Annotated in this window: 1 rRNA gene; it reads left to right on the forward strand. The window is 57.0% G+C overall.

The window, feature by feature from the left end:
• Positions 1–1,030 (forward strand): 23S ribosomal RNA (locus ACIBPC_RS32050); the annotation flags it as partial.
• Between the last annotated feature and the right edge of the window lie 20 nt (positions 1,031–1,050).

Genomic DNA, 1,050 nt, shown 5'->3' on the forward strand with positions numbered 1-1,050 from the left:
GGGGCGAGGCTGGGAACTTAAGCGCCAGTAAACGGCGGTGGTAACTATAACCATCCTAAGGTAGCGAAATTCCTTGTCGGGTAAGTTCCGACCTGCACGAATGGCGTAACGACTTCTCGACTGTCTCAACCATAGGCCCGGTGAAATTGCATTACGAGTAAAGATGCTCGTTTCGCGCAGCAGGACGGAAAGACCCCGGGACCTTTACTATAGCTTGATATTGGTGTTCGGTTCGGCTTGTGTAGGATAGGTGGGAGACTGTGAAGTCCAAGCGCCAGCTTGGGTGGAGTCGTTGTTGAAATACCACTCTGGTCGTGCTGGATGTCTAACCTGGGTCCGTGATCCGGATCGGGGACAGTGTCTGGTGGGTAGTTTAACTGGGGCGGTTGCCTCCTAAAGGGTAACGGAGGCGCCCAAAGGTTCCCTCAGCCTGGTTGGTTATCAGGTGGTGAGTGTAAGTGCACAAGGGAGCTTGACTGTGAGACTGGCGGGTCGAGCAGGTGCGAAAGCAGGGACTAGTGATCCGGCGGTGGCTTGTGGGAGCGCCGTCGCTCAACGGATAAAAGGTACCCCGGGGATAACAGGCTGATCTTCCCCAAGAGTCCGTATCGACGGGATGGTTTGGCACCTCGATGTCGGCTCGTCGCATCCTGGGGCTGGAGTTGGTCCCAAGGGTTGGGCTGTTCGCCCATTAAAGCGGTACGCGAGCTGGGTTTAGAACGTCGTGAGACAGTTCGGTCCCTATCCGCTGTGCGCGTTGGAGTCTTGAGAAGGGCTGTCCCTAGTACGAGAGGACCGGGACGGACGAACCTCTGGTGTGCCAGTTGTTCTGCCAAGGGCATGGCTGGTTGGCTACGTTCGGGAGGGATAACCGCTGAAAGCATCTAAGCGGGAAGCCTGCTTCGAGATGAGGACTCCCACCCACTTGATGGGGTAAGGCCCCCGTGAGACCAGCGGGTTGATAGGCCGGAGATGGAAGCCTTGTGAGAGGTGGAGTTGACCGGTACTAATAGGCCGAGGGCTTGTCCATAGATGCTCGCGTCCACTGTG

Source organism: Streptomyces sp. NPDC049879 (assembly GCF_044461265.1).
GTDB lineage: Bacteria > Actinomycetota > Actinomycetes > Streptomycetales > Streptomycetaceae > Streptomyces.